We start from the raw sequence: 21,515 nt of genomic DNA, 5'->3' as shown, positions 1-21,515 counted from the left end.
GATGGCTGAAACGGTACGCTGCGTCTGCGCTCAAACCATCCGCGCGAAGGGCAGAAGCGCCGACACCCGCCCGAACGTTTCGACGAGAAAGCAACAGCGCGAGGAAGTTTCGGCTCAGCGTCGCGGCGCGGCGAAGTATTCGAAGAACAGCAGATGATCGCGCCAGTGCGGATCGGCCTGGAATTTTTCGGTCCCGCCATTCGCGCTCATGGCGATGACCTGCGAGGATGATCTTCGAGGATGTTCTTGTGACTTTCTTCAGGCGCCGCCCGGCGCCGCTCTGCCCGGGTATTTCGCGAAGACCTGCGCGACCACCGCCTTGATCGCCGGCTCTGGATCGTCCATGGATTTGGTCTGGATGCGGCCGACGGCGATGCCCTCCCAGACGAGCTGATTGCGCGTGCGATCCACGATGTCGATGTTCAGCGTGCCTTCCTTGTACTGGCGAACGTCTGTTTCATATCCGCCGTGCGGGCCGGCCCAGGTATAACCGCGGCGCCAGCCGTAGTAATGCGTCGGCGTCTGTGTGACCTGCAGCTTGTCCTGGGTCTGCACGTGGAAGTTGATCAGCAAGTCCGGCGTGTCGGAGCGTACGTAGCCGCGCGCGACCATTTCATCGGCGACGGCGGACTCGATGTACCGGGACACGAAACTCGCATAGGACTGCCCTTGAGAAATGAAACCGAAGGAACGGAATTGTGACAGATTGGCCGACGGGTCCGTGTGGCTGCGAATTGTGGGTCCCGTCGTGCACGCCGCGAGAATCAGAAGAGCGATGCCGAGAATTCTTGCGCGTGCGGCTTGCATGATTCATCCACCACGATTGTGATGTTGCCTCGTGGGTAATATTCAGCAAGGCAGCACGTCATCCCATCCGTACGAGAGGCAAGCCCGCGTCGCGCTCGCACGCTTCCCGCCGTCGAACCGCTGCCACTATCGTGCGGCATGGACCAGCAGATCGTCGACATCGAACAATTGGCGCCGGGCCGGCTGGACGGTTCGGACAGCAGCGTCGCTTTCGACTCGGTGCTGACGTGCCGGATCGGCAGTAATTTACCGGCCTTGATACGGGTGCGCGGTCTGCGTGGCAGTGCATGTTTCGTACTGTCGAACACCGCCGAGTCCATCTATTGCAGCGGTGTCCACTGCGGCCCGGAGCACTGTCTCGTGACCGGCGACGCCGACCTGACATTGATCTGTCGAGCGCCCGCTGAAGCGATCCTGTGTCGGATCGACGCGAGAGCAGCCACTGCGAGTCATGCCCCTCGCGGAACATATCGTCTCGCCGGTAACGCGGACGCGCTCTCGCGAATACGCGCAATGATCTCATCCTTGCACGATCCGCTCGACAAGTGTGCGACGCTGCCCTCCGCGCTGCTGTCACACAATGCCACCTGCCTCGAGCTGCGCGACAGTCTGACCGGGCTGTCGCTCGTCTCACATCCGTCCGAAAGCTCCTCCAGCAACCATCGTGCTCTATGTGTCGAACGGGGACGGCAATATATCCACGCGAACCTGGGCGGTGCGCTGCGCATCGCGAGCGTGTGCGAAGCCGCCGGCATCCGCTCGCGAACCCTGGAATATGGCTTTCGGGAGCTGTTCGGCGTATCGCCGGTGTCGTACATCAAAGCGTTGCGATTGAATCGTGTACGGCGTTTGTTATGTTCGTCCGCCGCCGCCCGGCGCACCATCACAGCCATCGCGCTGGACACCGGCTTCTGGCACCTCAGCCAGTTCGCGGCGGACTATCAGAAGTTTTTTGGCGAAAGCCCCTCGATCACACGTCGGCGAGCGCTTTCTGAAACGTCGCTGCAGCCGCGGGAAGCCCGGTCTGCCAGCGGTTTCTAATTCTGCGATGCCGTCACGGAATGGATTACATCGACCAGCGTGTCGCAGTCCAACGGTTTGCAGAGGCACGCCGCGGCGCCTAACGCCACGCATTTGTCGTGGGATTCCGGGTCATCGCGCGCCGTCATGATGATCACGGGAAGCCGCACATCGTCGCGCCGGAGAATTGCTTGCAGCTCCATGCCGGAGACGCCTGGCATCTGCAAGTCCATGATCAAACAGTCGGGACGCTCGGCGGGCAAGCGATCCAGGAACTGCTGTGCGGATTCATAGGTCCGCGCCTCGAATTCGGCCGTCCTCAGCAGGCGCGACAATCCTTTGCGCACTGCCGGCTCATCGTCGATCACCGCGACAGACAGACGCTTCATTTCGGTAAGCCGCTCCGATAAATGCAAGATGGGTCGAGCGATGCAACGATTGTGATATCACAAAGGGGGCCGCGCAACGATTAGACATTGGTCCCGCCACGAATCCTCTTCAGGTCGCAGGATGGTCGCTACCCGCTGCAATCCGGCGATCGGAGATCGATGTCAGCAATGGCAGAATGATGTGGATGGTCGCGCCTCGATCGCTATTGTTCGAAGCCCAGAGGCGCCCGCGGTGCGCGCCTACGATGGTCTGGCAGATCGCGAGCCCCAAGCCCAAGCCGTGCTGCTTGGTCGTATAGAACGGCTCGAAGATTTTTTCGAGATCGCCGATGCCAGTCCCCCGGTCGCACACTTCGATGCCGATTTCTCCCTCCTCCGTCAGCCGTGTGCTGATACGCAGATAACGCTCTCCCGGATTGTTCTCGCGCATCGCATCGCAGGCATTGAGTATCAGATTGAGCAGCACCTGCTGCAACTGAATCCGGTCCGCCCACACGTCCGGCAGGTTCGCTGCGAGCCGCACCTCCGCCATGATGTTTCGAGCAACCAGATCGCTGTGAGCGAGCGAGAGCACGTCGCGCACACATTCGTTGACGTCCACGGGCCCTGAATCGGCGGTACCGCGTGCGAACAGCGCGCGCAGCCGCCGGATCACTTCAGAGGCGCGTTTGTTTTCCGCGATGATGTCGTCGACGACCTCGTGGATTTCACCGACCGCGCCCTGCTGCAACCAGCGGCGAGCCGCCTGCGCATTTGCCAGAATGGCCGTCAGAGGTTGACTGAGCTCGTGCGCCAGCGCACCGGAAAGCTCGCCGAGCATCGCCACGCGGCTCAAGTGAGAGATCTGGTTGAGTTGCTGCTGCACCTGGAATTCCTGATTCTTGCGTTCGCTGACATTCACGTGCACGCCGAGCAGGCGCCGCCCGCCGTCGCGCTCGCTCACCTTGCCGATCGCCGAGGCCCAGCCGGAATCGCTGCCGCGATCGTCGGCGCCCGACCAGCGAAACTCCACCTCCAGGTGATCGGCGCCGTTCGCCACGTCGGCGAATGCCGCGCTCACGGCCGCACGATCGTCCGGATGGATACGTTCGAGCATGCGCGTCATGCTGGTCTCGTACTGCAGCGCCTGTCCGGCGAGGTTATATGCAGGATTCGACCACATGAGCCGCTGCGAGCCGACTTCCCAGTCCCAAATACCCATCCGCGCGGCGCTCAGGGCGAGTTGCAGCCGCTCGCCATGCTGGACCGCGACCTGCTGTGCATTACGCAACTCGCCCAGGGAGACGCAATGTAATAACAGCGACACCGCCGAGATAATGAGAAACAACTGCAACCCGACGACACCGGCGGCTGGATCGCTGGCGGCGAACGGGCCGCGCCCGTCCAGCAGGCCGCTGATCGCGAACGCCGCGACACTGAGCATGCACAGGCACAGGCCGCTGACACTTAGCCGCATGGCCGCCCAAACCAGCAACGGCAGTATCATGTACGGACGCATGAAGTCGTTCGCGTCGGGATGTGGCTGTAGAAAAACCAACGCGCAGGCGCCCCACAAACCGATCAGGAGCACGGCGATCTCGATCTGGTCTCGCACGCCACGGCGGCGAGTAAAACGGCCTCCGGCCTGCGCCAGGTGCAAAATTAGCGGCGCCAGCGTCAAGGTCGCAAGAACGTTCGATAGCAGGCGCGTGCGATACACCGTCCAGAAATCGCTGTAACGCCAGCCGATCGCAGCGACGAAAGCCGTGTCCAGAAAGGACGAGAGCACCGCGCCCAGCAACACTGCGCCGATCAGAAACACGATCAAGTCGTGGAAGCGATCGAATTGCGGGGCGCGATGCAAGTAACCACGGATGACGAACGCTCCGATCAGCGCCTCCGTGACATTGCTGACGAACCATAGCAACACCATCGACATCGGCACCTGCGCCGACATTTCGGCGAGCAGATGGGCAGGTAACGTGACGGCAATGAGAATGGGCCAGGCGCGCTTCGGCGAAAGCAGCAGCGCGGACAGCAGCACTGCATTGGGCGGCCAGAGCAGCGCCACCGGCGCATGATCCGATGTCAACGCGAATCCCGCGTGCACGCCGAGGAAGTAACTCACGGCGAGCAGCAGCGCCCCGATCGCGATCGGCATGCTTCGTCGCTGCCCGTGAGACCAAGGTCGCATTGGCGGCGCTGCCGTGTTCATGGATTCTCCGATGCAAACATTCACTACGAGACCACGAACGATGCTGGCCATGTTGAAGCGGATGCGCCCGGGCGGGCGGCAGCAGTCTCAGCTCCAGGCAGACGGCGTCGAGGACCTCTGCCGTCGTTTCCAGGAGCTCGAGCTACGCTTCGAAGAATACGATCATCGGGTCAAGAACAATACGCAAATGATGTTGAGCGTGCTCAGCATGGCCCGCCGTAGCGCGGTCAACCAGGAGGCGCGCTTCGCGCTCGATGCCGTCGCGAGCAAGCTCAATGCCGCCGCGCAGATCCAATCGATCTTGCAACGGGCTGGACACGGGCAGACGGTGCGCTGCGACGATCTGTTACGCGAGCTGAGCCGGAACATCCAGGCGGCCTCGCCCTGCAACTTTGCTCTCATCGTCGACAGCGATCCCGTGGAGCTGCCCAGCTCGGCCGCCTTGCCGCTGGGATTGATCGTCAACGAGTTGCTCACCAACGCCATCAAGCACGGCGTCACAGCCCAACGCGGCTGCGTCCGCGTCAGCCTCAAAACGAGCGGCGACGCGCTGGAGCTGCGCGTGGAAGACAATGGCCCGGGCATCCGCCCGTGCCAGATCGGTGGGCGCCACTCCGGGCTGAGGCTGGTGGAACACCTGGCTGCACGGCTGCAGGGACAATTCCATATGCACCCCGGCCCCGGAGGTCGAGGGGTGTTGCGCTTCAACCGGACGCAGTCAGCCGTTTAACGATTCCGGCGCTGGCGAGCTCATCTGATCCGACATGCGCACGAGTTGCGCCACCGTCTGCGCTCCCATCTTGTGCATGACCCGTCCGCGATGCACTTTGATGGTTTTCTCGCTGACGCCGAAGTTCGCGGCGATCTGCTTGTTCATCATGCCGTTGACGACGCCCTCGAACACCTGCCGCTCGCGCGGGGTCAACGTGGCGGCACGCTGCTGCACGAGCGACCGATCGATACGTTTGCGCAGGTCCACGGCGCTGCGCCGAAGCGCCTCATGCACGCAATCGAGTAACGCTTGCGCCTCGACGGGTTTGATGAGGAAATGCAGTGCTCCCGCGCGCATCGCACGTACGCTTGCCGAAACATCGGCGTTACCCGTGACGAACACGACCGGCTGCACGCAGCCTTTGCGCGTCAGTTGCTCCTGAAGGTCGAGCCCGGTCATGCCCGGCAGGCACAGATCGAGCACGACGCAGCCGCTCGCCTCGCGATCGAATTGCGACAGAAACTCGTGAGGAGACTGATAGCCGCGAACCCGCAGTCCGGCGTTCGATAACAGGCGCGTTAGCGAGCGTAGTACCGCAGGCTCATCCTCCACGACGTGCACAGTCGAGATTGTTGTACTCATGGCGATTCCTCCCGCCCTCGCTCCCCCAGGCCACTTCAGTTTGCGACAGGCAATTCGACGCGCAGCACCGCTTCCTCCGGCGCCAGCCCGCGGGCGAGCTGCAAGCGTCCGCCGTGCGCTTCCACGATTCCCTTGCAAATGGACATTCCCATGCCCGATCCCGGCAGGCGCATGCTCGGTGGCGCTTCGAACACTCTCAGCACGGCGCTGCGGACACCCGGGCCGTGATCGGCGACTTCGATGCAAGCATGCTGGACCGAATCCTGGAATGTCCGCACCCGGATGCGGCGGGCTTCCACCGGCAGGTCCGTCATCGCCTCGCAGGCATTCATGATCAACATCGCGAGTGCATACTGCATCTGCCCTGCGTCGGCGCTCACCTCCGGCGAGTGCGGCGATAGTCGCAACTCGAGCTCGCAGCGATTGGCGATCAGGTCGCCGAGAATCAATGCCGCTGCATCTCGAACGAGGTCGTCGATGCGGACGTTGGAGAGCTGTAACGAGGCTCCCTGCAATGTCACACGCCAGTCGCGCAGCACCTGGATGGCGCGGCGTACCTCGGTAACGATGTCCGCCACTGCATGATTCAGCTCGTCGGGCTCCGTGGCGCCGTTGAGCATTCCCTGCAAAGCCTGAGCATTGCTCAGGATCGCGGTCAATGGCTGATTGAGAAGGTGGGCGATTGCACGCGACGCCTCGCGCGCGGTGGCTTTTCGTGCGACACCTTCGAGCGCCCGCTGGTGCAACCACGGCGCCCACGTGGTCTCATGTAACATTCTCGTCGCGTTTGAATCCGCGCGGTCCGCGCCCGGCAGGCTCGCCACATATCTTTGCACTTCGGTGCAGGCGCCGACCCATTGCAAGTGCCGTTTATCCGCCGAGATCGTCGGCACGGCCTGCGCCAGAAACCAGCGATAAGCCTTGTCACGCTTGCGAATGCGGAACTCGATTTCGTAGGGGGCGCGAGTGGCCAGAGAGTACGCCCAGCGGTGCACGACTCGCTGCCGATCGTCGGGATGCAGCAGGCGCAACCAGCCCGAACCCACGAGTTGCTCATAGGTGTTGCCGGAATATTCAAAGACCCGTTCGTTGAAATAATCCAGCAGACCGTCAGGCTGAGCTTGCCAGATCATCACGGGGGCCTGGTCGCAGATGGCGGCGCGCAGTGTCGCGTCGCCGGTCTGACGGCTTGGCGTCGCAGCCATCTCAGCCCCCCTGCTCCCCACCGACCTGTTCGGCCTGGCTATCGTCCCTGGTCGTGGATGTCCGGAGAAACCGAAGCACCGTAGCACCCGTCCCTCCGCATGCAAAGTCCGTATGGTCCCGTAACAAATGACGCACCTTGTTTCCATGGTCGCCGATAGGAAGCGGCGTTCACCGACGTCTCGCAAGCTCCGGCCTACGTGCCACGCGCGGAATCGAGTCCCTTACGAAGCGCGCCGGCCCAGGACCTCAGAATGCGCCGGGCATCGGCGGTGTTGGTGGCCCGATTGCTCCATTGGAAGTTCACGTGGTTCGAAGCTTCTTTGCGGTCGGCGACCCGCGCGAGGATCGCGCGGGTCTCACTGTCCCGCAGCTCGGCGATCAGCGTCATGCGCCCGCTGGACACGGTGTACGTATAGGTTCGGCCGGGCCTGGCGACATCGGGCGCCGTGACATACAGGTCCACAATCGCCGCCGTCACCCGCAGCACATCCGGCGCGGCATCGGTCACGACTTCATAGTCACCGCTTCGCTCGAGCTCTTCAGTGAACACCTCGCGAAACTCCTCCGCCAGGCCGTTGAGGATGCGCTCGCGATCGTCCGCATCGATATCGCGGCGGTCCTTGCTCCAGTCCTTGTCGAACGCCACGTGCACCGGATCGAGGATCACCTTCCGGTAACCGGCCAGAGTCGCGCCCTCGCGTATATATAGGAGCGCGACGTTCTTGCTGCTCGCAAGCTTCAGCCCGTCATGGCTCACCGCAGGTGGCTGGTCCCTGGCCAGCGCGGCTGGAAACGACACCGCCGAGCACATCAATATCGCGAGCAGCGCTCCAGCCGGGGGTAACGACATGGCATCACCTTGCAATCGGTTGCGTCATGAGAATCGTCACGGACCGTACTCCGACGCGCTATCAAATTCCCGCAGCGATCAGCGCTCCTTGATCGGCCGGCCGAGTTGCAGGTAAGCCGCCTGGTGTCCGCTCTCGGCGTGTCCCAGCGAGATCAACAGCGGCCCGAGCGGCGTGCGCCCGCCGAAAAAAATGCTGGCGCCGAGGATGGCGCCCCGGCCCGCCGAGCCATCGAACCGATCGAACATGTTGCCGGCTTCGATGCTCATACCCGCATACAGCGATTGCCCGAGCAGCGTCTTCAGATCCGTGACCTTGCGCAGATAGCCGACGCGCCCGTACGCATACTCGTGTCCGCGCAGCTCCTGTTCCTGGAAAGCCGAGAGCTGACCCGCTCCGCCGAGAGTAAACAAATCGTAATCGGGCGCGCTGCCATCGAAGTCCGTGCCCGCGCCCGCTTCGAAATAAATGAGATCGTTGCCGAACTGACGGGGGTGTTGCACGAACAGCTCGACGCGCTCGTATTCGTCATCCGATCCCAGCGCCGCGTCGGCGGCCAACACATCCAGTCTCGCATACAGTCCCTTCGAGGGGACGTAGCCCGAGTCGCGTGTATCGATCGTGAAGCGCGAAGTCCAGGCGCCGCGCCCGACGTTCTCGAACTCGGACAGCAACAGGGTACCGGTATCGACCGTGTAATCCGTCACTGAGCGCTCGATGCCAAAGCGCCACTCGCCCCAGGTGCCGAGCGACAGGCCCACATCGAGACCGCCGGTGATATCTTTCAGATCGTAACGCGCCACCCGGTCACTGCCTCGATACACGTTCTGCTGCTCACGGCTCCAGCTCAATCTGGGCTCGACGAACAGCCACTCACCTCGATCCAGCGGCTGAAACAGCCGGGTCTCCAGCAACGCCGTGCGCCCGATCTGCAACGCGTTGCTCCAGCGTGCGCCGAGCGAGTTGAGCCACTCTCGCGAGTGATCGGCGCGCAATATGTATGCAGTATCGCCGCCGGTCGAGGACATGAGGCCGAGGTCGAAGCGCAGATAGTTCGGGCCCCAGGGTTTCTCGGTCGGGAGAAATTGCAGCACGGCGCCCTGTTCCGTCCGCTCCAGGTTGTAATCGACCTTCTCGTAATCGCCGCGCGCGAAAATCCGCTGTGCGTCGGCAACGATCTGTTGTTCGCTCAGCGGCTCACCGACGCGGCTGCTGATATGACGGCGGACCACGTCCGCGTTGGTTCGTTGCAAGCCCTCGACGCGAATCTCGTCGACCGCGACGATCTTCGGCGCGCCGGTAGCTGCGCGAGCAACCCCGTCGCGCCATCGGGCATATTCCTCCGGCGACACACTGTACCGGGCAAGTCGCGATGCCACCTCGCGCGCCGCCCGATCGCCGAGCGGAATCGCCGTCGGCGCTTTCTCGAAATCTGCCGAGGTCATGCCGGGCAGCGAAATGAGGATGGCCACGTCATCGTCGTTCAAGGAGGCGAGCTGCGCACGCTCGTTGTTCTTGATCATCACGTCGATCATCTGGCCGACGATGGCCAACGCCGACTGCAGATTCTCGACCGTCGGTTGTGGCTCGACCAGCGACGATGCGATGACCACGTCGGCGCACATATCCCGGGCGATATCGACGGGCAGGTTGCGCACCAGCCCCCCATCGACCAGCACGCGATCGTCCACTCGCACCGGCGCGAATGCGCCCGGCACAGCCATGCTCGCTCGCATCGCCACGGACAAATCGCCTCCGCCGAGGACCAGCATCTCACCGGATCCCACGTCGGTGGCCACCGCGCGAAATGGAATGGGCAGCTCATCGAAGCTGTCGTGATAGCGCGCCTGGCCGACGATGGTTCGTAACAGCGAATCGATCTGTTGACTCTGCACCAGCCCGCCAGGCACCAGCAAGCCGCGCCGGCCGATGCCGAACTCGAGCTTGTTACTGTAAGTCGCGCGCCCGCTCTTCAAATGCACCGGCAACAGCTCGCGCATGCCGCTGCCGCCGAAGGTTTCGGTCCAGTCGATGTCGACGATCACTTCCTCGATCTGCTCGCTGCTCATGCCACTGGCGTAAGCGGCGCCGACCAGCGCCCCCATGCTGGTGCCGGCAACGCAATCGATCGGGACACGAAATTCTTCCAGGACGCGCAACACGCCGACATGCGCCGCTCCGCGTGCTCCACCGCCACCGAGCACCAGACCGACCCGGACACGATCGGCGGAGGCAGTCGCGGGTGCTTCCTCTGCATGCAACGTCGCGACCCACGATGCGAGAAGCACCACCAAGATCGAAGCGACTGACCGGCTGTCGTGCTGTGTCACGGCCTCGCCTCATAGAGTCGTCATCGGCCGTTTATTTGACGGTGTAGCCGCGCGCCTCCAGACAAACCGCCATGCCGCGCTTGAAAGCATCTTTCAATGCCTGTTCCTGCGCTCGCGCGTCCTGTTCCGCTTGTTGCTGTCTTTGTGATTGCGCCATGCGGCTCTGGCGTCCCCCAGCCAGAGTTCCGGCGACCGCTCCGACGGCGGCGCCCTTGCCTGCGTCATCTCCCGCCACTTCGCCGATCACAGCGCCAGCCACTGCGCCCCGCGCCGCGCTACGCGCACGAGAGCCGTCGCGGACGGGCCCTGTCTCCTGAGCCGGCGTTGCCGCCGGCGGCGGCTGCATGGGGTCGTAGCCCGATTGTTGTTTCGACCAGTTGTAACATTCCCCCTCGTCCTGCGCCTGCTTATCGGGCTTCTGGCCTTTGGCGGGATATGCGAACACGCCGGCGGAGGCCGCGAGCGATTTCCCACCGCTCGGCGGCGGCGCCTGCGCCAACGATGCGAAAGCCATGACTCCGAGAGCGACGAACGCGCCCGCGCGCTGAGCCAAGTTGGAAGTAGTCATGATCGCCTCGCTTTCTCACATAGCTCATCGGGCGGCGGATTGCAGGTCGGCGGAGCTCGACAGGCCGATCTTGCCGCAATGGGTCCATTGCTCTTCGGACACTTTCGAGTTGTCCAGGCGGCAGCGCAGACGTTTGCCCACCGTTGCAAACAAGTCGTGCAGCCGCTCCCATGACACGGGCTTGTCGGTCTCGGCGGTGAGGCTGCCGCGGCTCGCGGTCATGGCGCCGAGTTGCTCGAGCGACCCGCTGTCGAGCACTTCTCCTTCGATCTTGAAGTCGTTGAGATCGATTTTCTCGGTCACTTCCTTGGCCATGTTTTTCCCGGCGTGCACCACCGCGCCGATGGGTGTGTAGGCGAGAATGGGCCGCTTCTTCTTCTGCAGCATGACGTCGCCGATCGCCAGGCGCACGTAGAGCACGTTGGTCGCCGGCTGATCGACCACTTGATAGCCGCTCTTCAGCTCGTTGGCGACCGCCTCGCGCAAGCTGTCGGCGATCGCCTTCATGTCATCCGGCTTGATGCCCTGATACTTCGAGTCCGGATGCACGAAAATCTCCGGCTGATCGATCATGACAGCCGTGTATTGGGCGGCGCGCTTCATGGCGTCCGGCGCGATGTACAGCTCCTCGAATGGATTGTCCGGGGCCGGCGCGAGTTTCGAATAGTCGCGCAGGAAAGCGCCTTCGTTCTCCTCGGCCAGCGCCGGGGGCGACAGCGCGACGATCAGGGAGAACAGCATCCATTGCGCCAGAATGTGCATTCGCTCGTTCATCGCCATCTCCCACGACCTGAAAAAACGAACCCAGGCCGGTGGACATCGTCCGACGGAGCGAGAGTCACCGCTATCAAGATTCCGCAGCAGCAACAGCGGACCGCCGCGGCAGCGATGGCCTGCGCATATTAGATAGTGCGATCGCATAGCGCGCGGCACGCTGGCCGCCCCAGATGCCACTCGCCAGGCTCATGATGCGCGCACCAGTGTTCGCCTGCACTGCTCTGATCTGCGCGACGGCCCACGCCCAAGTCGGCCCGGAGCCTGCAGTCCTGCGGGCTCGCGATCTCACGCCTTTCGGCTTGCAACGGCTCGATATGCGGCCGGCGGATATGAGCGACCGGCCGATCGGCCGATGGACGGCCGAGCTGCAAGCGGCGTATCAGAACACCTTCGTCATGAGCGACGACGTGCACGATTATTTGCAAGACCGGGACCAGGGTCGGCTGCCGCTGCGACCCGAGGATGCACGAGCGCTGCTCATGGCTCCTCACGATTCGTACTACGTCGATGTCGAGGTCGGCGTGCTCGACTTCATCCTGCAGCGACGTTTCACGCAGCGCTTCGCCGCGTTTGTCGAGGTGCCCTACATTCACTATGGTCACAGTCGGCTGGACCGGCTCATCGAGGATTTTCACGACGCCGCCGGGCTGAGTCAGATGGGGCGCGACCTGGTGGCGCGCGATCGCTTTCAGATCCTTTATCACTTCGGCGACACCCGCCTGCAGATGCTGGATCGCGAAGTGACCGGCGGGCTCGGCGATCCGATCGTGGGAGTGCGATATATGTCGTCGCTCGCGGGCCGATGGCAGTTTGCATTGGAGGGCGCGGCGAAGCTGCCGGTCGCCGGAGAACGTTTGCTGTTATCGACCGGGGAAATCGACGTGGGGTTGCAGGCCGCGATGCGCCGCAGATTCGGCCGCGCCACCTTGCAAGCCAGCGCCATCGCCGTGCATTACAGCGGCGGGCTCGAATCCGCCGCCGATGAGCTCATTCCCACGCTGATCGTCGCCGGCAGCTACGCCTGGACGCCGGCTGCAAGCATCATCGCGCAAGGCCATGTGAGCCGCAGCGTCGTACGCGGCACGAGCATAGACGAGCTCAGCGATAACAAGTACCAGGTCAGCCTGGGACTTCAATCGAGCGTGCGCCGCTGGACCTGGACGTTCGCCATCACCGAGAACATCGGCAACTACAACAACACGCCCGATGTCGGCTTTCAGCTCGGGCTCGCCTACAGCGGACAGTGATCCGCGTCAGGGGCCCGACTTGCCGAGCGGGCGGACCGAGATCGCGACCGCTTCCATATAAGAAACTTTCACCAGATCGCCCGGCTTCAGCTGGCGAATGAATGCCTGCGCCTTCGGATCCTGGATGGCCAGGACCCGCACCAGACCGTCCTGGCGTCGAAACGTCACGGTGTTCATGGAAGTATCCACCGCATCGATCTCGACTGTCGTGGTCATCATCTCGGCAATGGCGCCCGCCGGTCGCGCGCCCTCGACCGCCCTGAGCATCGCGCCCTCTTGCTGCACGCCTTGCGTGGCTTGTTCCGGCTTCGCGACCTCGGCGCCGATCGCTGCGTAGAATGTGACCGCCACCTCGTCGCCGACGTTGATTTGATCGAAGTTACGTACGTCGGGTCCGGCGAACACAGTGGCTTTGCGCCCCTCGGCGCCGCGCAACGCCACCATGCGGCTATCGCGGTCGATTGCTTCGACTTGCGCCGTGAGCTCCAGCTTTTCCTCGCGAGAGATCGGCTCCGGCGGCTTGCTGGCGCAACCGACAGCACCCAGCAGAATGGCAAACGCCACTGCGCGCGATCGGTTCATGGAGACTCTCCTCTGGAAGTCTGACCGCGCGGGCCAGCGACGCCAGCAGCCATCAAGGACCGCAGCTTGAGCACTCGGCGCACGAATTCGAGCGCCACGCCGAGAGCCGCCAGCAGCACGCCGAGCAACCCAATCGCAGGTAACTCGCTGGCAGTGGTCGGCATCTCCGGCTCGGCGGCGGCCGCCATGCGCATCGGCTCGACCTCGACGGGGACGAATTCGACCGGCTCGGTCTCCTCTGCTGGCGCGAGCGCCTGGAGCGGCTCGTCGACGCGCGCGTAGATCGTCAGCTCTTGCCCGAGCGACAGCTCGTCCACCCGATATTTCTTACCGTCGACCAGCACACGTCGCTCCGGGGGGACTTGCACGGTCTGCGCCGGGGCCTGCTCTCCGCCCGGCAACTTCGGGCGGATGCGCACCTTGTTTCCCTGCACTCGCAGCAGATCCGCCTTGAATACGGCCATCAACTGGCCTTCACGCTCGATCACGTCGAGACAAGCTTCGCGCACTCGCGGGAATTTCTGAGTGACCCGGTCGCTGAACTGCACGGACTGACAGTCGACCTGTTGTGCCTGCGCCGTCTGCGCCGCGGCCAGCAGGACCGCCATCGGTACGAGATATGAAATCGTTCGCATGACAAAGCTCCTATGTGCTGGCGGGATCCGCGACTGCCGGCCAGAGATACACGCCCCGCACGACGAAACGACGCGGAGCGTCACCGACGAAATAGAACGGATAGCACGTGACGAGGGTGATGGTCGGATCGTCGGTATCGACCAGCAGCCGGCCGTCCGTCTTGTCGACGATATCGATGGACGACACGCGGTAACGATGCATGCGCCGACGGGTTTGAATCTCGATCACCGTGCCCGGCGCGATGTCCTTCAATACTCGGAAGAATCCGTCGCGATGGCCGGCGAGACCCAGGTTGCCGCCGCGATCGGGCATCGCCATGCCTTCGATCACGCCCACGCCGCGATTCAAATGAACCTCGGTCGTGTTGGGATACACCGGCACGCTCAGCCCCAGCGTCGGCACTCGCAACACGGCCAGTGGCATGGCGAGGTTTTCTGCCTGCGCCAGCTTGAAATCCCGCACGCGTCGTGCCGACCACAGCGACATGTCGGGCGGCGTTTGCGTTTGCCACTCGCCCTCGACGGATTCGGCTGAAAAGCTCTCTATGTCGGCGCGCCGGCCGAGTTCGCCCGCCGCCAGCGTGGCTACACTGAGCAGCATCATCGCAAGGCCGCCACCCAATAGAACCCGTTGCACCAGATGCAGGACGAAGCCACCGATCATCGATGACGTCGCGCAAACGAAGGATGTACGCCGGGCGGAGACTGGCATGAGACAACTGTGGTCGACTCGACCCGGCCGCGATATCGAAATTCCGCAACGCTCCCGATCATCGACTGCGATTCATCGCCCGACGCGCGTCCGCAGCGACGCCAGCAACGCATCGAATGGCTCCTTGAACTTCTGCACGCCCTCCCGTTCCAGTTGCCGGCCAACGACGTTCGAATCGATTCCCAAATGGTGCAGCAACCGCATCGTATCGAGAGCGCCGGCAAGATCGTCTTCGATGCGCACCGCCGGCTCGCCGTGATCGCGGTAGGCGTCCACGGTCGCGGGTGGCAAAGTGGCTACGGTGTTCGGCGCGATCAGTTCTTCTACATACATCGTGTCCTTGTACGCGGGATTCTTGCTGGACATGGACGCCCACAACAATCGTTGCGGTTTCGCGCCGCCCGCTGCGAGAACCTGCCAGCGCCGGCCGGCCGTCCACTGTTTATGGTACTGATATGCGAGCCTCGCGCAGGCTATGGCCGCGCGTCCACGCATCACGCTTGCCTCCATGGTGTTGAGTGCGTCGAGCCTGGCATCGACCATCGTATCGATACGGCTCAAAAAGAAACTCGCCACCGAGGCGACTTTGTCGATCGGCTGGTCGGCGTTCAGCCGTTGTTCCAAGCCGGCCAGGTAAGCATCCACGACCGCGCGATAACGCTCGACGCTGAACAACAAAGTCACATTGAGATTGACGCCCGCGGCGATCAGTTCGGTGATGGCCGCCAGGCCCGCCTGCGTCCCGGGCACTTTGATCATGGCGTTGGGGCGATCGAACGCTCGCCACAGCCGTAATGCTTCGGCCACCGTGGCCTTGGCGTCGTCGGCCAGATGCGGTGACACCTCCAGGCTGACGAAGCCATCGGCGCCATTGGAGGCCGAGAAAGTCTGTGCAAACAGATCCGCGGCCGCCTGCACATCCTCCAGCGCCAGCGTTTCGTATATCTCCTCGATGCCGCGGCCGGTGCGCGCCAGCTCCGCGATAGCCTCGTTGTATTCGGCGCCTTCACTGATGGCCTTGGCGAAAATGGCCGGATTGGAAGTCACGCCCGCGACCAGGTCGTCCGCGATCAGCCGGGCCAGGTGGCCGTCGCGCAGCCAGCCGCGACGGATGTCGTCCAGCCAGATGCTCTGGCCCAAAGCATGAACGCGGCGTAGCGGATTGCTGGGGTGGGTCATGGCTGCAGCCCTCATCGAGACCGCAAGCGTTGTACAGGCCGCGCATCATTGCACTCGAACGGCGGGCAGGCTATTTGCACTCCATGCGTATACCTCGGGTGGCGCTCATCGCTAGGGTGGTGAAATGCAGCCACCGCCTGTCGCCCTGCTCCTCGCGCTCACCTGGTTCTGTGCAGCCGTGCTCGGCCTGTATCCGTGCGGCGCCGTTTCGCAATCGGCCCCTCGCGAGCGCGATCCAATGTCGCTCGCGATCGAGACCGAGCTCGAAAAGCTGGCGCATGCTGATGCGACGAGCATTCAAGGCGCGCCCATCGCTTTACGTGAGCCGCTGCAAAAGCTCTATGCACAGCGTAACTTCCGCGCAGCCTGGAGCCACGCGGCCAACGCCGAACAATTGCGTCGGGCGCTCGCCGATAGTTACGAGGACGGCCTCGATCCCGCGGACTATCACCTGCCGCTGATCGAGAAGCTGGCCAGGCAATCGAACGCAGAAGACTCGACTCCCGAGTTACGTGCGCAGTACGACATCCTGCTCAGCGAGGCGCTGCTGCGACTCAGCTATCACTTGTCGTTCGGCAAGGTGGATCCGGAGACGTTCGACTCGCAATGGAACTATGGACGCACGCTCGCCAGCAACGACGTAGCGCAGAAGATCGAACGAGCGCTCGCCAGCGCAGAGGTGTATCGACTCGTCGCGGCATTGAAGCCGACGCATCCACTGTATGTGAATCTCAAGCGCGAGCTGGCCCGAATCCGCGCCGCGACGGCGAACGGCGGGCCGTCGCCCATCCCAACAGGTGCGTCCGTCGAGCCGGGAGGAACCGACACACGAGTGCCCTCGATTCGTAAACGCCTGACCGTATCGGGCGATCTGAGCGTAACGGACGCGAGCGACGCCACGGAATACGACGCACCGCTCGTGACAGCCGTTCGCAAATTCCAGCAGCGCATGGGCCTCGAAGCCGACGGTGTCCTCGGACCAGGCACGATCGCCGAGTTGAACGTGTCGCCCGCCGCTCGAATTCAACAACTGCGCGTGAACCTCGACCGCGGACGCGTATTGCTTCGGGACTTACCCGACGCCTTCATCGTCGTGAACATCGCCGGGTTCACCGTTTATTTCGTTCGGGGGGAGCGGATCGTCTGGAACGCGCGCGTGCAGGTCGGCAAGCCCTATCGTCGCACGCCGATTTTCCGCTCGGAGATCACCCAGCTGGTCTTGAATCCGACCTGGACGGTGCCGCCGGGCATCATTGCCGGGGACATCCTGCCAGCGGCGCAGCGAGATCCCGATGCCATCGTTCGCAAGGGACTCAAGGTGCTCGACGCGAACGGACGCGCGGTGGATCCACACTCGATCGACTGGACGCAATTCAAAGGGGGCCACCTCCCTTACACGCTGCGCCAGGACCCCGGCCCCTCGAATGCGTTGGGTCGCGCCAAACTGATCTTTCCCAACCCGTATCTCGTTTATCTCCACGACACGCCCTCGCAGGCGCTGTTCGATCGTAACGAGCGCACGTTCAGCTCGGGCTGCGTTCGCGTCGAGCGAGTGCTCGAGCTGGCGGAGCTGGTGCTCGCCGATCCTGCACACTGGAATCAAACATCGATCGCACGCGCGCTTGAAACGGGCGAAACGCGCAATCTGACCCTGGACAAGAAAATTCCGGTGCTGTTGACGTACTGGACCGCCTGGGTCGATCCGCAAGGCCAGATCAATTTTCGTCGGGATGTCTATGGGCAGGATGCGAAATGGGCGCAGGCGCTCGATGCCGGATTCAAGCTGCGCTCCAGACCCCTGTTCTCCCCATCGGATGACCGAACCGAGACTACGACGCAACGCTGACAACCAACGCAGGAGCACGATCATGCACAGAGCTCTCCTCAGTTCGAGCGTCCTGATCATTGCGCTGCTCACGTCCGTCGTCCGGGCCGATCCCTATGCCGACACCATCGGGCTCTTCAAGAACGCGGGCCAGAGCGCCACGTTCTTCAAGAACAGCTACGGCTACGCAGTGTTCCCGACCATCGGCAAAGCCGGCTTCGTCGTCGGTGGAGCGCATGGCAAAGGACAGGTTTACGAGCGCGGCAAATATGTCGGCGATACAGCCATCACCAAGCTCAGCATCGGTTTGCAGGCCGGCGGCGAAGCCTACAGCCAGATCATCTTCTTCCAGGACAAGCGCGCGTTCGACGAATTCACCAGCGGCAACTTCGAATTCGGAGCGGGCGTGAGCGCGGTGGCCATCACGGCGGCGGCGAGTGGTGAAACGGGAACGACCGGCGCCCATGCCGGCGCCAGCGGCGGTAAGAAGGATGCGACCACGGCCGGTGGCTATTACAGAGGCATGGCCGTCTTCACCATCGTGAAAGGCGGCGCGATGGCCGAAGCTTCCGTGGCGGGACAAAAGTTCTCTTACACTCCCCGCGCCAAGTCTTGACTCACCTCAGAGTTGTGCGTCCAGCCTGAGGAATCTTGCGAGCCAAGCCTGAACACGTCGGCCGAGCGAAGCATACGGATCGCGATGCAGGCGCTCGGCCCCGTCGGTCCACTGCAACTCTCCTGCTTCCAGGCTCACGCGCCATGCGCGCTCACCCGCCGTTTGCCGGTCGAACAGGCGTTCGAGCTGCTGGGCCAGCACCGCGTTATGGACCAGCACTCCCTGCTCGCAGTTGAGCCACGTCGAGCGCGGATCGAGATTGTAGCTGCCGACGAACAGCGTGCGACCATCGACCACGAAAGCTTTGGTATGTAGCGCCGCGCCCGAAGAGCCGAGCAGACTCGTATCCACTTCCGCGCCGTGCGATGGTTTCAGCTCCCAGACTCGCACGCCGCCGGCGACCAGTGTTTCCCGATGGCGTGAATAGCCGCCATGCACGGCCGCTACGTCATTTGCAACCAGAGAGTTGGTCAGCACCCGGATTTCCCTGCCGGTCCGACTGGCATCCACCAACCTCGTCGTGACGTTTCCTCCAGGAACGAAGTACGGAGAGATGATGGTCAGCCGCTGTTGCGCCGTTTCGATCATGGGAGCCAGAGCCGCGCCGACGTGCAGCTTGTGCAACTCGTCCTTGCTCATCGACACCTTGCGCGGATCGTCCGATACGAACTCGAACTGCGTGGCCCATTCCATCGGCCATTCGCCACTGACCATGCGCTGAATCGCTTCGTCGGCGCGCAACGACTCGGCGTAGCGACTCTGCTTCGCCTCCTGAGCGTGAACGATCAGCCGCTCACGGTACCGGTCGACTGCATCCCTCGATACGGCTTTCGGGTTCAACACATCGATCGGATACGCCACGGGCGAATTCCAGTACCTGTCGAACGACGCCGACGCGTCGCGGACCACCGGACCGATCATCGCGAAGTCGAGATCGATGAAGTTCACCTCGTCGCTGGCGGCGAAATACTCATCCCCGATGTTGCGCCCACCGACGATCGCGAGGCGGTTATCCGCGATCCAGCTCTTGTTGTGCATCCGTCGGTTGATGCGCTTGAAGCTGAGCGCCGCTTCGACGAAGAAACGCACCGCGCCTCGACGTGAAGCGAAGGGATTGAACAAGCGCACCTGGATGTTGGGATGCGCCGCCAGCGCGGCGATGGCAACGTTGTGCTGACGCGCGTCCAGGTCATCCAGCAGCACGCGCACCCGAACGCCGCGATCCGCGGCAAGCAGGAGCTCCTGGGCGAGAAACCTTCCCGTCGCATCCGCATGCCAGATGTAACTTTGCACATCGAGGCTCCGCGCCGCCATGCGAGCGCTTTGCATTCGGCTGACGAACGCTTCGTTGCCCTCGACCACTAATCGAAATGCGGACTGTCCCGGATATCGTTCTTCTAAAGTCGCGATGGCAAGATCCAGCGGCGAGCCGTTGGCCGGCGCAATCGCCTGCTCGCTCGCCAGCCCGGGCAAAGATGGCAGGTGCACGCAGGCAACAAGAAACAACAGAAGAGCAACCGCTGCTGCACGCCACGAGACACGCATGATTCACGTACTCAGCACGGCACTGCCTCGAAGTACAGCAGCAGTCTGGCATTCACGCAAGTTTCAACTTGTTTCCGGCGTCAGCCTGTTAGGAGCCAGTAGGCACAGGAACGCCCATCATCCCAACTCGCCAGCGTAATTGGTCTGGTTGTATCGGTAGTTGCTGCCCGGCGAAAAATCTCTTACTTCAGCGTCGGCATGAAGAAGTCCGCGCCTTTTCGGATGCCCGTCGGCCAGCGCGCCGTGACCGTCTTCACCTTGGTGAAGAATCGCACGCCTTCGGCGCCATGCTGGTTGGTGTCGCCGAAGGCGGAGTTCTTCCAGCCGCCGAAGCTATGGAACGCGACCGGCACCGGAATTGGAACGTTCACGCCGACCATGCCGACGTTGACTCTGCGGGTGAACTCGCGGGCCGTGTCGCCATCGCGCGTGAAAATGGAGACTCCATTGCCATAGGCATGCTCTGACGGCAACTTGAGGGCTGCATCGAAATTGTCGACCCGCACGATCGAGAGCACGGGGCCGAAGATCTCTTCTTGGTAGATCCGCATCTTCGCGGTCACCCGATCGAACAGACAGCCGCCCATGAAAAAACCGTCTTCGTAACTCGGTATCTGGAGCTTGCGGCCGTCGACGACCAGCTCCGCGCCCTCCTGGATGCCACGCTCAACGTACCCCTTCACCTTCTCGAGATGGGCTCTGCTGATCATCGGACCAAAATCAGCGTCGCTACTGGTGGAAAGACCGACGCGCAACGCCTGTACACGCGGGGTCAGGCGCTCGCGCAGAGCGTCCGCGGTCTCAGCTCCCACTGGAACGGCGACCGAGATCGCCATGCAACGCTCTCCCGCGGAACCATAGCCGGCGCCGATCAAAGCATCCGCAACCTGGTCGAGGTCCGCATCCGGCATGATGATCATGTGGTTCTTGGCGCCACCCATCGCCTGCACGCGCTTGCCGTGCGCCGAACCCACTGAATAGACGTAGCGTGCAATGTCGGTGGAGCCGACAAAGCTGACCGCTTGCACCAGCGGATGAGTCAGGATTGCATCGACGGCTTCCTTGTCGCCATTGACCACATTGAACACACCTTTTGGTAGCCCGGCCTCCAGCATCAGCTCCGCCAGTCGCTGCGGCACACTGGGATCCTTCTCGGATGGCTTCAGAACAAAGGTATTGCCGCAGGCGATGGCGATCACGAACATCCACATGGGCACCATCGCGGGAAAATTGAACGGCGTGATCCCTGCGACGACACCTAACGGTTGTCTCATCGAGTACACGTCCAGCGCGGCAGCCACGTTCTCGGAGTATTCGCCCTTCAGCAGGTGCGGAATGCCGCAAGCGAACTCGACCAGATCGAGACCGCGCTGGAGCTCGCCCTTGGCGTCGGCAATGACCTTGCCATGCTCGGAAGCCAGCATGTGCGCCAGCTCATCCAGGTTCGCTCTGATCAGCTCCCGGAACCGAAACATCACGTGGGCACGCCGCGGCGGCGGAGTATCCGCCCACGCCGGAAAGGCGCGAGCGGCATCTTCGATGGCGGCAATCACATCATCGCGACCCGCCAGGTTGACGCGTCCCGAGACTTCGCCGGTATTGGGATTGTAAACATCGGCGAAGCGGGTAGTGCGACCGCGTGAGGTCGCGCCGGAAACGTAGTGGTGTACTTCTCGCATGG

20 protein-coding genes are annotated in these 21,515 nt (G+C 62.9%); 5 read left to right on the top strand and 15 right to left on the bottom strand.

Translation table 11 applies throughout. The features are described from left to right. Positions 1-258: 258 nt before the first annotated feature. Positions 259-807: a DUF4136 domain-containing protein gene (locus tag VGD45_RS25200; protein WP_331158140.1), complete on the bottom strand. Its 549-nt coding sequence runs from the start codon at positions 805-807 to the stop codon at positions 259-261. A gap of 138 nt (positions 808-945) precedes the next feature. Between VGD45_RS25200 and VGD45_RS25195 the strand changes: the two genes are divergently transcribed. Continuing rightward, entirely contained in the window at positions 946-1,848 is a 903-nt protein-coding gene (locus VGD45_RS25195; protein ID WP_331158139.1) for a helix-turn-helix domain-containing protein, read from the top strand. Here the strand turns inward: VGD45_RS25195 and VGD45_RS25190 are convergent. Then, positions 1,845-2,216: a response regulator gene (locus VGD45_RS25190; protein WP_331158138.1), complete on the bottom strand. Its 372-nt coding sequence runs from the start codon at positions 2,214-2,216 to the stop codon at positions 1,845-1,847. The genes VGD45_RS25195 and VGD45_RS25190 overlap by 4 nt on opposite strands. Before the next feature lie 109 nt (positions 2,217-2,325). Then, on the bottom strand, positions 2,326-4,356 hold the full coding sequence (locus VGD45_RS25185) for an MASE1 domain-containing protein (RefSeq protein ID WP_331158137.1): 2,031 nt from the start codon (positions 4,354-4,356) through the stop codon (positions 2,326-2,328). A 64-nt stretch (positions 4,357-4,420) separates the two neighbouring features. Here VGD45_RS25185 and VGD45_RS25180 point away from each other — a divergent pair, with 64 nt between their 5' ends. Beyond that, the gene (locus VGD45_RS25180; protein WP_331158136.1) at positions 4,421-5,140 is read left to right on the top strand and encodes a sensor histidine kinase; all 720 of its coding nucleotides are present in this window, start codon (positions 4,421-4,423) and stop codon (positions 5,138-5,140) included. Here VGD45_RS25180 and VGD45_RS25175 read toward each other — a convergent pair. The 6 genes from VGD45_RS25175 to VGD45_RS25150 form a co-directional block, all read right to left on the bottom strand. Continuing rightward, positions 5,129-5,764 (bottom strand): response regulator transcription factor, encoded by a 636-nt coding sequence (locus VGD45_RS25175; protein WP_331158135.1) that lies wholly within the window; start codon positions 5,762-5,764, stop codon positions 5,129-5,131. The two genes, VGD45_RS25180 and VGD45_RS25175, sit on opposite strands and share 12 nt — an antisense overlap. Positions 5,765-5,799: 35 nt before the next feature. Continuing rightward, positions 5,800-6,969: a PAS domain-containing sensor histidine kinase gene (locus VGD45_RS25170; RefSeq protein ID WP_331158134.1), complete on the bottom strand. Its 1,170-nt coding sequence runs from the start codon at positions 6,967-6,969 to the stop codon at positions 5,800-5,802. Between the two features lie 194 nt (positions 6,970-7,163). Then, entirely contained in the window at positions 7,164-7,820 is a 657-nt protein-coding gene (locus VGD45_RS25165; RefSeq protein ID WP_331158133.1) for a DUF3313 family protein, read from the bottom strand. 78 nt (positions 7,821-7,898) lie between these two features. Beyond that, on the bottom strand, positions 7,899-10,148 hold the full coding sequence (locus tag VGD45_RS25160) for a patatin-like phospholipase family protein (protein WP_331158132.1): 2,250 nt from the start codon (positions 10,146-10,148) through the stop codon (positions 7,899-7,901). A gap of 31 nt (positions 10,149-10,179) precedes the next feature. After that, positions 10,180-10,716 (bottom strand): YMGG-like glycine zipper-containing protein, encoded by a 537-nt coding sequence (locus tag VGD45_RS25155; protein WP_331158131.1) that lies wholly within the window; start codon positions 10,714-10,716, stop codon positions 10,180-10,182. Between the two features lie 24 nt (positions 10,717-10,740). Then, positions 10,741-11,490, bottom strand: coding sequence for a DUF3313 domain-containing protein (locus tag VGD45_RS25150; RefSeq protein ID WP_331158130.1), 750 nt, complete (start codon positions 11,488-11,490; stop codon positions 10,741-10,743). A 191-nt stretch (positions 11,491-11,681) separates the two neighbouring features. On the opposite strand from VGD45_RS25150, the gene VGD45_RS25145 reads away from it, so the two are divergent. Then, complete coding sequence (locus VGD45_RS25145; protein WP_331158129.1) at positions 11,682-12,740, top strand: DUF3187 family protein; 1,059 nt, start codon at positions 11,682-11,684, stop codon at positions 12,738-12,740. Positions 12,741-12,746: 6 nt separating this feature from the next. Here VGD45_RS25145 and VGD45_RS25140 read toward each other — a convergent pair whose 3' ends face one another. The 4 genes from VGD45_RS25140 to tal all read right to left on the bottom strand — a co-directional run bounded on the left by VGD45_RS25140 (position 12,747) and on the right by tal (position 15,848). Further along, entirely contained in the window at positions 12,747-13,322 is a 576-nt protein-coding gene (locus tag VGD45_RS25140) for a hypothetical protein (RefSeq protein ID WP_331158128.1), read from the bottom strand. Beyond that, positions 13,319-13,957, bottom strand: a complete 639-nt coding sequence (locus VGD45_RS25135) for a hypothetical protein (RefSeq protein WP_331158127.1) — start codon at positions 13,955-13,957, stop codon at positions 13,319-13,321. Before VGD45_RS25135 ends, VGD45_RS25140 begins: the two co-directional genes overlap by 4 nt. 10 nt (positions 13,958-13,967) lie before the next feature. Next, positions 13,968-14,669 carry a class D sortase gene (locus VGD45_RS25130; RefSeq protein WP_331158126.1) on the bottom strand — a complete coding sequence of 234 codons (702 nt, stop codon included), beginning with the start codon at positions 14,667-14,669 and terminating at the stop codon, positions 13,968-13,970. 72 nt (positions 14,670-14,741) lie between these two features. Continuing rightward, on the bottom strand, positions 14,742-15,848 hold the full coding sequence (gene tal, locus VGD45_RS25125; protein WP_331158125.1) for a transaldolase: 1,107 nt from the start codon (positions 15,846-15,848) through the stop codon (positions 14,742-14,744). Positions 15,849-15,972: 124 nt separating this feature from the next. On the opposite strand from tal, the gene VGD45_RS25120 reads away from it, so the two are divergent. Both VGD45_RS25120 and VGD45_RS25115 read left to right on the top strand, forming a co-directional pair. Continuing rightward, entirely contained in the window at positions 15,973-17,694 is a 1,722-nt protein-coding gene (locus VGD45_RS25120) for a L,D-transpeptidase family protein (protein WP_331158124.1), read from the top strand. Positions 17,695-17,716: 22 nt separating this feature from the next. Next, the gene (locus tag VGD45_RS25115; protein WP_331158123.1) at positions 17,717-18,289 is read left to right on the top strand and encodes a lipid-binding SYLF domain-containing protein; all 573 of its coding nucleotides are present in this window, start codon (positions 17,717-17,719) and stop codon (positions 18,287-18,289) included. 6 nt (positions 18,290-18,295) lie between these two features. Here the strand turns inward: VGD45_RS25115 and VGD45_RS25110 are convergent, their stop codons facing one another. Together VGD45_RS25110 and VGD45_RS25105 are read right to left on the bottom strand one after the other, a co-directional pair. Then, positions 18,296-19,834: a phospholipase D family protein gene (locus VGD45_RS25110; protein WP_331158122.1), complete on the bottom strand. Its 1,539-nt coding sequence runs from the start codon at positions 19,832-19,834 to the stop codon at positions 18,296-18,298. Positions 19,835-20,016: 182 nt separating this feature from the next. Then, complete coding sequence (locus VGD45_RS25105; RefSeq protein WP_331158121.1) at positions 20,017-21,513, bottom strand: CoA-acylating methylmalonate-semialdehyde dehydrogenase; 1,497 nt, start codon at positions 21,511-21,513, stop codon at positions 20,017-20,019. Between the last annotated feature and the right edge of the window lie 2 nt (positions 21,514-21,515).

This window comes from Steroidobacter sp., from assembly GCF_036402275.1.
GTDB lineage: Bacteria > Pseudomonadota > Gammaproteobacteria > Steroidobacterales > Steroidobacteraceae > Steroidobacter.
Note: the sequence above shows the minus strand (reverse complement) of the source record. Positions and strands in the feature narration are given on the sequence as shown.

Bases quoted from the DNA above. Each gene is read 5' to 3' on its own strand.
- VGD45_RS25130 (WP_331158126.1), bottom strand. From the start codon at position 14,669: ATGCCAGTCTCCGCCCGGCGTACATCCTTCGTTTGCGCGACGTCATCG.
- VGD45_RS25175 (WP_331158135.1), bottom strand. From the start codon at position 5,764: ATGAGTACAACAATCTCGACTGTGCACGTCGTGGAGGATGAGCCTGCG.
- VGD45_RS25105 (WP_331158121.1), bottom strand. From the start codon at position 21,513: ATGCGAGAAGTACACCACTACGTTTCCGGCGCGACCTCACGCGGTCGC.
- VGD45_RS25145 (WP_331158129.1), top strand. From the start codon at position 11,682: ATGATGCGCGCACCAGTGTTCGCCTGCACTGCTCTGATCTGCGCGACG.
- tal (WP_331158125.1), bottom strand. From the start codon at position 15,848: ATGACCCACCCCAGCAATCCGCTACGCCGCGTTCATGCTTTGGGCCAG.
- VGD45_RS25150 (WP_331158130.1), bottom strand. From the start codon at position 11,490: ATGAACGAGCGAATGCACATTCTGGCGCAATGGATGCTGTTCTCCCTG.
- VGD45_RS25200 (WP_331158140.1), bottom strand. From the start codon at position 807: ATGCAAGCCGCACGCGCAAGAATTCTCGGCATCGCTCTTCTGATTCTC.
- VGD45_RS25155 (WP_331158131.1), bottom strand. From the start codon at position 10,716: ATGACTACTTCCAACTTGGCTCAGCGCGCGGGCGCGTTCGTCGCTCTC.
- VGD45_RS25110 (WP_331158122.1), bottom strand. From the start codon at position 19,834: ATGCGTGTCTCGTGGCGTGCAGCAGCGGTTGCTCTTCTGTTGTTTCTT.
- VGD45_RS25185 (WP_331158137.1), bottom strand. From the start codon at position 4,356: ATGCCGATCGCGATCGGGGCGCTGCTGCTCGCCGTGAGTTACTTCCTC.
- VGD45_RS25190 (WP_331158138.1), bottom strand. From the start codon at position 2,216: ATGAAGCGTCTGTCTGTCGCGGTGATCGACGATGAGCCGGCAGTGCGC.
- VGD45_RS25180 (WP_331158136.1), top strand. From the start codon at position 4,421: ATGCAAACATTCACTACGAGACCACGAACGATGCTGGCCATGTTGAAG.
- VGD45_RS25140 (WP_331158128.1), bottom strand. From the start codon at position 13,322: ATGAACCGATCGCGCGCAGTGGCGTTTGCCATTCTGCTGGGTGCTGTC.
- VGD45_RS25195 (WP_331158139.1), top strand. From the start codon at position 946: ATGGACCAGCAGATCGTCGACATCGAACAATTGGCGCCGGGCCGGCTG.
- VGD45_RS25165 (WP_331158133.1), bottom strand. From the start codon at position 7,820: ATGTCGTTACCCCCGGCTGGAGCGCTGCTCGCGATATTGATGTGCTCG.
- VGD45_RS25170 (WP_331158134.1), bottom strand. From the start codon at position 6,969: ATGGCTGCGACGCCAAGCCGTCAGACCGGCGACGCGACACTGCGCGCC.
- VGD45_RS25115 (WP_331158123.1), top strand. From the start codon at position 17,717: ATGCACAGAGCTCTCCTCAGTTCGAGCGTCCTGATCATTGCGCTGCTC.
- VGD45_RS25135 (WP_331158127.1), bottom strand. From the start codon at position 13,957: ATGCGAACGATTTCATATCTCGTACCGATGGCGGTCCTGCTGGCCGCG.
- VGD45_RS25120 (WP_331158124.1), top strand. From the start codon at position 15,973: ATGCAGCCACCGCCTGTCGCCCTGCTCCTCGCGCTCACCTGGTTCTGT.